Here is a 9,190-nt window from a genome sequence, read left to right as displayed (position 1 = left end):
CTGCGCCTGCCCAGTGCGGCGCCTGCCCCGGGTGCCCCTCCCAGTGCGGGGCGGGCGGCGGCAGCTGCCGGTACGGCTCGCCCAGCAGTTCGCCGCGGAGCTCGCGCCACTGCTCCCGCCAGGCGGCCCAGGCCTTCTTGGTCCTCCCCGCCCGGGCGTCGCCGATCACCTTGACGTCGCCCATCAGGACGAACGCCTTGACCCGGATCAGCGGCACGTTCGCGCCGGGGGGCGCCTCGAGCACCTCGACCTTCTTGTCCCCCATGATCGCGACGCCCTCGAGCTCGACGTCCACCCCGTCCGGGACGATGATCTTCACGTCGCCCATGACCGCCGTCGCGGCGATGTCCACCACGCCGGTGCGGACCTCGGCGTCCCGCAGGTCGAGCACGACGTCGCCCATCACCGCCACCGCGCCGAGTTCCCCGTCGATGCGCCACTTGCCGCGCCGCTTGGAGTCGCCCATCACCGCCACGAACCAGCGCCGCGTCCGGCCGCCCTTCCCCGGGGGCGCGGGCGCGTAGGCGGGGGCCGGGGCCTGTCCGGCCGGCGGCAGGTCGGAGGTGATGACGGCGAGCTCGGCCTGGGTGACGGCGCTGTAGGCCGCCTCCGTGCGCTCGGTCAGCTCGCCGAGGGTCAGACGCCCCTCGACCGAGGCGACGCGCAGCTGCTCGACGACGGCTTCCCGTTCGTCGTCCGACGCTCGAATTCCACCCGGATCACTCACAATTCACAACATATCGCGAGTGCCTCGGGGCGGTCTCCTCCCCTAGGAGGAGAGCACCCGTCCACCGGACGGTGCAGGTGCCCGCGCACCCCGCACAGCCCGCGCCGCGCGGTCCCGCTCCACCGGCGGCGGCCCCGGGCCGCCTATGATCCGGAGTCATGTACCGAGAGCTTCTGGATGCCGTGGCCGCCGACGACGCCGAGCTGGCCGAGACCCTTCTCCGGAAGGGCACGCCCGCCGATCCGGCGGACGGCGCGGAGTCCACCGCGCTCTACCGGGCGGCGGCGGCCGGCCGCACCGGCCTCGTACGGGTCCTGCTGGAGGCCGGGGCCGACCCGGCCCGGCCGGACGGCGAGGGCGACACGCCGCTGTCCATCGCCTACGACTGGCTCGGCACCCAGCTGGAGAGCGCCCTGCTGGACCAGGTCACCGACCAGGCCCCCGAGGACGCGGAGTTCGTCGTGGGACGCTCCCGCGCCGAGGACGGCACCGACCTGGTGACCGTCACGGCGGTGGACGGCGAGGGCAGGCCCGCGGTCCAGCTGGAGTGCCAGCGCGGCCACGCGGGCGTCGCCACCCTCCTGGAGGACGCGACCGGCGAGCATCTGCCCTTCGACGAGCTGGTCGAGCGGGCGCTGCCGTACCGGGACGTCGACGAGGAGGCCGAGACCTGGTGGACCGTGGCGGGCTCGCTGCAGAAGCGCGGCGACCGCGGGACCTTCGACGACGCCGTGCGCCTGTGCGTCAGCGAGGACCCGCGCCGGCGCGAGCTCGCCGTCGACGTGCTCTCCCAGTACGGCTTCACCGAGGACGCCAAGCCCTTCCTGGAGGAGAGCCTGCCCGTCCTGCGGCGGATGGCCGCCACCGAGGGCGACGAGCGGGTGCTGCGCTCGGTGCTCGGCGCGCTCGGCCACCACGCCGACCCGCGCGCCCTGCCCGAGGTCCTGGAGATCGTCACCGCCGAGGGCTGGACCCGCACCGAGGCCGATCCGGCGGCGCTGGCCGCGGTTCTGCCGCCCGGCCACGCCGAGGGCCTGGCGCTGCTCGTCTCGATGACCTCCGACCCCGACCCCGACGTGCGCGACTGGGCGACCATGGGCCTGGCCGGCCTGGAGGAGGACACCCCGCAGATCCGCGACGCGCTGGCCGCGCGGCTCGACGACGAGGACCTGAGCACGGTGGCCGAGGCCGCGCGGGGACTGGCCCGGCGGGGCGACCCCCGGGCGCGGACGGGGATCGAGCGGGTCCTGGCCGAGAGCGACGACGACTACGCCAGGGACATCGTCTCCAGCCTCTGAGGGCCGTTCACGACCGGCGGGGGACCGCGAACGGCCGCCGGGCGGCGGGTCGCGGGCGGCGGTGTCCGGGAGGCTGGCGGGGCGTGGGGTTACCCGTCAGTAGCCGGACGAATAACCTCTATCTCGACATGCGACCATGCGCATGGAACGAAGAGGCAGACGAAACCCCCGGCGACCGGCGAGGACGGGGCCGGGTGATCCCACGCGGAGGCCGCACGTGACCCACGACGTCTTCAACCAGGTCCCCCCGCTCACCGGTCACGACGTGTCCGCCGACGCCGCCCTCACCGAGGGCCTGGCCCGCGAGGGCGCCGGCTGGGCCCTGGAGGAGCTGCGCCGGCTCGGCGCGCTCGCCGGGTCGGAGCAGGCCGCCGAGTGGGGCCGGCTGGCCAACGAGCACCCGCCGGTGCTGCGCACCCACGACCGCTACGGCCACCGGATCGACGAGGTCGAGTTCCACCCCGCCTGGCACGAGCTGATGACCGTGGCGGTGGGCGGCGGCCTGCACGCGGCCCCGTGGGCCGACCCCCGGCCGGCGCGCACGTGGCCCGCGCCGCCGGGTTCTACGTCTGGAGCCAGGTCGAGGCCGGGCACGGCTGCCCGGTCTCCATGACCTACGCGGCCGTCCCGGCGCTGCGCCAGGCCCCGGAGCTGGCCGCCGAGTGGGAGCCCCGGCTGGCCTCCCGGGAGTACGACTTCGGGCTCCGGCCGGCGGCGGCCAAGCGCGGCGTACTGGCCGGGATGGCGATGACCGAGAAGCAGGGCGGCTCCGACGTGCGCGCCAACACCACCCGGGCCGAGCCGCTCGGCGACGGGACCTACGCCCTCACCGGCCACAAGTGGTTCAACTCCGCCCCGATGTGCGACGTGTTCCTCGTCCTGGCCCAGGCGCCGGGCGGCCTGACCTGCTTCCTGCTGCCCCGCGTGCTGCCCGGCGGCGACCGCAACGCCATGCGCCTGATGCGGCTGAAGGACAAGCTGGGCAACCGGTCCAACGCCAGCTCGGAGGTGGAGTACCACGGGGCCGTCGCCTGGCGGGTCGGCGAGGAGGGCCGGGGCGTGCGGACCATCCTGGAGATGGTCAACATGACCCGGCTGGACTGCGTGATCGGCTCGGCCGCCGGGATGCGGTACGGCCTGCGCCAGGCGGTCCACCACGCCTCCCACCGCGGCGCGTTCGGCCGCCGCCTGATCGAGCAGCCGCTGATGCGCAACGTCCTGGCCGACCTGGCCGTGGAGTCGGAGGCCGCGACCGCGCTGATGACGCGCCTGGCCGGGGCGACCGACCGGGCCGTCGCCGGGGACTCCCCCGACAGCGCCGCCGACAGCGCCGCCGAGGCCGCGCTGCGCCGTACCGCGCTGGCCGTCGGCAAGTACTGGGTGTGCAAGCGGGCGCCGGTCCACGCGGCCGAGGCGATGGAGTGCCTGGGCGGCAACGGCTACGTGGAGGAGTCGCAGATGCCGCGGCTGTTCCGCGAGTCGCCGCTGAACGGCATCTGGGAGGGGTCGGGGAACGTGGCGGCGCTGGACGTGCTGCGCGCCCTGGGCCGCGAGCCGGAGGCGCTGGAGGCGTTCCTCGGCGAGGTCGCGCTCGCCGCCGGGGCCGACCGCCGGCTGGACGACGCCGCCGACCGGTTGCGCAAGTCGCTGTCCGACCCGGCCGACGTCGAGTCCCGCGCCCGCCGGCTCGCCGAGGACATGGCGCTGGTCCTGCAGGGCTCCCTGCTGGTGCGGCACGCGCCCGCGGCCGTCGCCGACGCCTTCTGCGCCTCCCGGCTGTCCGGTGAGGGCGGCCGGGCGTTGGGTACGCTGCCCTCCGGGCTGGATCTTGACGCCGTCATCGACCGGGTCGCACACCCTGGGGCCTGAACGGCGTATGTTCGCTCATGAACATTGATCGATCGAAAGGACATCGCCATGGCGACGACCCGTACCGCGACGACCCAGTGGAAGGGTTCCCTGATGGAGGGCTCCGGCACGGTCGCGCTGGACTCCTCCGGCGTGGGCACGTTCGACGTGTCCTGGCCCTCGCGGGCCGAGCAGCCGGGCGGCAAGACCTCCCCGGAGGAGCTGATCGCGGCCGCCCACTCGTCCTGCTTCTCGATGGCCCTGTCGCACGGCCTGGCCCAGGCGGGCACGCCGCCGCAGTCGGTGGAGACGAAGGCCGACGTGACCTTCCAGCCGGGTGAGGGCATCACCGGGATCGTCATCTCGGTCCGCGCCCACGTCCCGGGCATCAGCGCCGAGCAGTTCCAGACCGCGGCCGAGACGGCCAAGGCCAACTGCCCGGTGAGCAAGGCCCTGGCCGGCACCACGATCAGCCTCAACGCCGAACTGCTGAGCTGACCGCCGCGCTCCCGCGCTGCCGTGGTCGCGTGCGCCCCGGTGCGGCGCGCGCGGCCGCGTTCCCCGCCCCGTCCCGGCCGCCGCCGTACCGGCGACCGGGGCGGAAAAAGCGGGCGCACTCCGCGCGGGAGGCCCGAGTGGAGGAGAATGTGGTTACATGCGCGAAGTCTGGCCGGGAGAGCCGTACCCGCTCGGTGCCACGTGGGATGGCGTGGGCACCGGTTTCGCCCTGTTCTCCGAGGTGGCCGAGCGGGTGGAGCTGTGCCTGTTCGGTGAGGACGGGCGGGAGGAGCGCGTCGACCTGCCCGAGGTCGACGGGTTCGTCTGGCACGGCTACCTGCCGGGCGTGATGCCCGGGCAGCGGTACGGCTACCGCGTCCACGGACCCTACGAGCCCTCCCACGGGCACCGGTGCAACCCCTCCAAGCTCCTCCTCGACCCCTACGCCAAGGCGATCGAGGGCGAGCTGTCCTGGGACGAGGCGCTGTTCTCCTACCGGTTCACCGACCCGGCCGCGCGCAACGACTACGACAGCGCCCCCTTCATGCCGAAGAACGTGGTGGTCAACCCGTTCTTCGACTGGGGCACCGACCGGCCGCCCCGCACGCCGTACCACCAGACCGTGATCTACGAGGCGCACGTGCGCGGGCTCACCATGCACCACCCCGCGGTCCCCGAGGAGCAGCGCGGCACCTACGCCGGGCTGGCCCACCCGGCGGTCCTCGACCACCTGCTGAGCCTGGGCGTGACGGCGGTGGAGCTGATGCCGGTGCACCAGTTCGTGCCGGAGCACGCGATGGTGGCCCGGGGGCTGACGAACTACTGGGGCTACAACACCATCTCCTACCTCGCCCCGCACAACGGCTACGCCTCCAGCGGCCGGCGCGGCGAGCAGGTGCTGGAGTTCAAGGCCATGGTCAAGGCACTGCACGAGGCGGGCATCGAGGTCATCCTCGACGTGGTCTACAACCACACCGCCGAGGGCGACCACATGGGGCCCACGCTCTCCTTCCGGGGGATCGACAACACCGCCTACTACCGGCTGCACGACGGCGACCGGCGCTACTACCTCGACTACACCGGCTGCGGCAACTCCCTCAACGTCCGCTCCCCGCACGCGCTCCAGCTCATCATGGACTCCCTGCGCTACTGGGTCCTGGACATGCACGTGGACGGCTTCCGCTTCGACCTGGCCTCCGCGCTCGCCCGCGAGCTGCACGACGTCGACCGGCTGAGCGCGTTCTTCGACCTGATCCAGCAGGACCCGGTGATCTCGCAGGTGAAGCTGATCGCCGAGCCGTGGGACGTGGGGCCGGGCGGCTACCAGGTGGGCAACTTCCCGCCGCTGTGGACCGAGTGGAACGGCAAGTACCGCGACACGGTCCGCGACTTCTGGCGGGGCAACGGCTCGGCGCTGCCGGAGTTCGCCTCCCGGCTGACCGGCTCGGCGGACCTGTACGCCACCTCCGGCCGCCGCCCGGTGGCCTCGATCAACTTCGTCACCGCGCACGACGGGTTCACCCTGAACGACCTGGTCTCCTACGACCGCAAGCACAACGAGGCCAACGGGGAGAACAACCGCGACGGCACCGACGACAACCGGTCCTGGAACTGCGGCGCCGAGGGGCCGGTCGAGGACCCGGCGATCGTACGGCTCCGCCGCCGGCAGCGGCGCAACTTCCTGGCCACCCTGTTCATCTCCCAGGGCGTGCCGATGCTGGTCGCCGGCGACGAGCTCGGCCGGACCCAGAACGGCAACAACAACGCCTACTGCCAGGACAACGAGGTCTCCTGGATCGACTGGTCGCTGGCCAGGACCGAGGCCGACCTGCTCGGCTTCGTCCAGGTCCTGTCGGAGCTCCGGCGCGGGCACCCGGTCCTGCAGCGCCGCCGGTTCTTCCACGGCCGCCCGGCCCCGGACGGCGTGCGCGATATCGTCTGGCTCACCCCGGCGGGGACGGAGATGTCCGCGGCCGACTGGCACACCGGCTACGCCAAGTCGCTGGCGGTCTTCCTCAACGGCGACGCCATCACCGAGCCGGGCCCGCGCGGCGAGCGGATCGTGGACGACTCGTTCCTGCTGCTGATCAACGCCCACCACGGGGACATGACCTTCACCCTCCCCGACGCGCGCTACGGCTCCGCGTGGCGGACGGTGCTGGACACCGCCGACGAGACCCTCAGGGACGAGCCGTTCCCCGACGAGTTCTGGCCGCCGGAGTCCGTGATCGCGGTGACCTCGCGCTCGATGCAGATCCTCCGCTGCGCCAGGACCGCCCGGGGGTGACCGTCCGCGGGCCCGGAGCGCGGCCGGCCTCGGAAGGCGGGCCCTAGCGGCCCGCCGCGACCGTGGCGGTGAGCAGGACCAGCACGAACGTGGTCACCCCCGCCAGGCCGTGCAGCAGCACCGCGAACACCGGGAAGCGCTGCTCGGCGCCGCGCGCGTGGCGGCCGCCGCCCAGCCAGCGGGTGAACATGACGAAGCCCAGCAGCGCGGCGGCCGAGAGCACGCCGAAGGAGAGCCAGGCGAGGAACCGCTGGAGGGTGAGCACGTAGGCGATCCAGCAGCCCAGCGCGGAGAGCGCCAGGACCGGATGGGCGAAGACCAGCGCCGCGGGGAACCGGGTGACCTTCGTCGCCTGCTGCCGCAGGCCGCCGCCGGACAGCCACAGGTACAGCAGGTAGATCCCGACCATCGCGGTGATCGACCATGTCACGATCGCGACCAGTCCCACGCGTCCCTCCCTGATCTTCAAAGAAATCATGTGACGGCGGGCCCGTGAAGTCACCGGGGACGGCGGATCCGTTATCGACCGGTGGCTGTGCCAGGGTGGGGGGATGCGCCTCCTGCACCCCGCTCCCCCCTCCGGGACCGACGCCGACGCCGACGCCGATCTCGCACTCGCCTACGCCTATCCCGGACCGCGGTGCGTGCGGGTCAACATGGTCGCCAGCGCCGACGGCGGGATCTGGCTCAAGGGCCTGTCCGGCGGGTTGTCCGGCACGGGCGACCGGCGGGTCTTCGGGGTGCTGCGCGGCCTGGCCGACGTGATCGTGGCCGGGGCCGAGACCGTCCGCAGCGAGGGGTACGGCCCGGCCCGGCCTCGGGAGTCCTGGCGGGCGCTGCGCGAGGGCCGTCCCGCCGCCCCGGCGATCGCCGTGGTCACCAGGAGCCTGGAGCTGGACCTGGACTCCCCGCTGTTCACCGAGGCGGAGCCGGGCGCGCGCACGATCGTCGTCACCTGCGGGGCCGCTCCGGCGGACCGGCGCGCGCGGATGGCCGGGCGCGCCGACGTGATCGTGGCCGGGGACGACCGGGTGGACCTGGCCGCGGCGGTCCAGGAGCTCGCCGAGCGGGGGCTGGGCCGGGTGCTGTGCGAGGGCGGGGCGCGGATCAACGGCCAGCTCGCCGCGGCGGACCTGGTGGACGAGCTCTGCCTGACGGTCAGCCCGATGCTGGTCGGCGGGTCGGCCGCCCGGGTCCTGGACGGCCCGGACGTGCTCACCCGCCTCCGCCTGGCCCACGTCCTGGAGGAGGACGGCTTCCTGTTCACCAGATATGTCCGGTCTTTTTCATGAACCCCATGGACATTGCCGACTACAAACGATATATCTCGACCATGGATAGATCATCACCCGGCGACGAGCTGCGCGCGGCGGTCGAGGCCCGGCGCGAGCTCGGCCCCGAATTCGAGGACTCCCTGGTCGAGGGCTTCCTGGAGAAGATGGACGCCGAGATCGACCGGCGGGTGGACCAGCGGCTCGCGGCCCATTCCCCCGCGGTCCGCCCCTCCGTGGCCGCCGGGCAGCGGCTCGCACTCGCGATCGTCTCCCTCGCCCTGGGCGTGCCGTCGACGGTGGGCCTGGCCATCGCCCTGGACGACGTCGACTCCGTGCTCGCGATCATCTGGGTCGGCATCATCGCGGTGAACTTCGCCTTCGCCAAGAGCGGGCAGCAGCGCGACCGGCGGCGGTGACCCCGGCCGCCGTCGCCTCCCTGGCCGCGGAGGAGCCGCCGACCCGGCTGGCCCGGTTCACCTCCGAGGGCCGGCTCATGCCGTACCTGCCGGAGCCGTGACCGCTCCGCCCCGCCGTACGGGGCGGGGGCGCGCGGGCGGCCTCAGGTGCGGCGGTAGACGCGCGCGAGGTGGGCGTAGACGATCGTGTTGCCGGTGTAGCTGCGGGTCTCGTGGTCGAAGGCGCCGCCGCAGGTGACGAGACGGAGGGCGGGATAGTCCACGTCGCCGTAGACGCGGGCCGTGGGGAAGGCGTCCTTGGCCGCCAGCTCGCTCCCGTCGACCGCGAAGACGGCCACCGAGCCGTCCCGGCGCAGCACCTGGATCTGGTCGCCGCGCCTGAGCCTGTCGAGGCGGGCGAAGACGGCGGGCCCGGTGCGGGTGTCGAGGTGGCCGGTGATGACGGCGGGGCCGCGCTCGCCGGGAGCCGGGCCGCCGGAGTACCAGCCGGCGAGGTCGGGGGGGTGCAGGGGCGGGTTCTCGATGGCGCCTCCGGCCCCGAGGCCGAGCCGCATCACCCGGGCCGTCACGCCGATCCTGGGGATGTGCACGGTCAGCGGCACGGACCTCTTCACCGGGCGGGCGAACGTGTACGCCAGCGACCCGCCGGAGGCCACCGGCACGAGCGGGCGGCGCGCCATGCCCCCCGGCGGCACGGCCGACGACACCTCCGCCGGCGGCACCGCGTATCCGGCCGACGCGGAGAAGGCGTCCTCCTCGGCGAGGATGCGGCCGACGCCGAGCCCGCACAGCAGCAGCCCGGCCGCGGTGGCCAGGACCGCCGCCCCGAGCGCGGGCCGCCC

Annotated in this window: 8 protein-coding genes and 1 pseudogene; 6 read left to right on the top strand and 3 right to left on the bottom strand. The window is 73.8% G+C overall.

What is annotated here, in order from left to right:
* The coding region (locus ACWJ6R_RS23160) for a DUF1707 SHOCT-like domain-containing protein (protein WP_449064242.1) at positions 1-727 on the bottom strand (727 nt) is incomplete at its 3' end.
* 158 nt (positions 728-885) lie between these two features.
* Here ACWJ6R_RS23160 and ACWJ6R_RS23155 point away from each other — a divergent pair.
* The 4 genes and pseudogenes from ACWJ6R_RS23155 to glgX all read left to right on the top strand — a co-directional run bounded on the left by ACWJ6R_RS23155 (position 886) and on the right by glgX (position 6,658).
* Positions 886-2,025, top strand: a complete 1,140-nt coding sequence (locus tag ACWJ6R_RS23155) for a HEAT repeat domain-containing protein (RefSeq protein WP_449064241.1) — start codon at positions 886-888, stop codon at positions 2,023-2,025.
* A gap of 217 nt (positions 2,026-2,242) precedes the next feature.
* A pseudogene (locus ACWJ6R_RS23150) lies at positions 2,243-3,894 on the top strand (isovaleryl-CoA dehydrogenase).
* A 48-nt stretch (positions 3,895-3,942) separates the two neighbouring features.
* A complete protein-coding gene (locus ACWJ6R_RS23145) occupies positions 3,943-4,371 on the top strand; it encodes an OsmC family protein (protein ID WP_068895948.1) in 429 nt (142 codons plus the stop codon).
* Positions 4,372-4,528: 157 nt separating this feature from the next.
* Positions 4,529-6,658 (top strand): glycogen debranching protein GlgX, encoded by a 2,130-nt coding sequence (glgX, locus tag ACWJ6R_RS23140; RefSeq protein ID WP_449064240.1) that lies wholly within the window; start codon positions 4,529-4,531, stop codon positions 6,656-6,658.
* Positions 6,659-6,701: 43 nt separating this feature from the next.
* Here glgX and ACWJ6R_RS23135 read toward each other — a convergent pair whose 3' ends face one another.
* Complete coding sequence (locus ACWJ6R_RS23135; RefSeq protein ID WP_449064239.1) at positions 6,702-7,106, bottom strand: hypothetical protein; 405 nt, start codon at positions 7,104-7,106, stop codon at positions 6,702-6,704.
* A 103-nt stretch (positions 7,107-7,209) separates the two neighbouring features.
* On the opposite strand from ACWJ6R_RS23135, the gene ACWJ6R_RS23130 reads away from it, so the two are divergent.
* Positions 7,210-7,950 carry a pyrimidine reductase family protein gene (locus tag ACWJ6R_RS23130; protein WP_449064238.1) on the top strand — a complete coding sequence of 247 codons (741 nt, stop codon included), beginning with the start codon at positions 7,210-7,212 and terminating at the stop codon, positions 7,948-7,950.
* A gap of 5 nt (positions 7,951-7,955) precedes the next feature.
* Positions 7,956-8,348: a hypothetical protein gene (locus tag ACWJ6R_RS23125; RefSeq protein ID WP_449064237.1), complete on the top strand. Its 393-nt coding sequence runs from the start codon at positions 7,956-7,958 to the stop codon at positions 8,346-8,348.
* Positions 8,349-8,491: 143 nt separating this feature from the next.
* On the opposite strand, the gene ACWJ6R_RS23120 is transcribed toward ACWJ6R_RS23125, so the two are convergent.
* On the bottom strand, positions 8,492-9,190 hold a 699-nt coding region (locus ACWJ6R_RS23120), incomplete at its 5' end, for a class F sortase (RefSeq protein ID WP_449064236.1).

This window comes from Planomonospora algeriensis, assembly GCF_977012225.1.
Note: the sequence above shows the minus strand (reverse complement) of the source record. Positions and strands in the feature narration are given on the sequence as shown.

Excerpts from the sequence above, each read along its gene's own strand:
- glgX (WP_449064240.1), top strand. The coding sequence starts at position 4,529 with ATGCGCGAAGTCTGGCCGGGAGAGCCGTACCCGCTCGGTGCCACGTGG.
- ACWJ6R_RS23155 (WP_449064241.1), top strand. The coding sequence starts at position 886 with ATGTACCGAGAGCTTCTGGATGCCGTGGCCGCCGACGACGCCGAGCTG.
- ACWJ6R_RS23130 (WP_449064238.1), top strand. The coding sequence starts at position 7,210 with ATGCGCCTCCTGCACCCCGCTCCCCCCTCCGGGACCGACGCCGACGCC.
- ACWJ6R_RS23125 (WP_449064237.1), top strand. The coding sequence starts at position 7,956 with ATGGACATTGCCGACTACAAACGATATATCTCGACCATGGATAGATCA.
- ACWJ6R_RS23145 (WP_068895948.1), top strand. The coding sequence starts at position 3,943 with ATGGCGACGACCCGTACCGCGACGACCCAGTGGAAGGGTTCCCTGATG.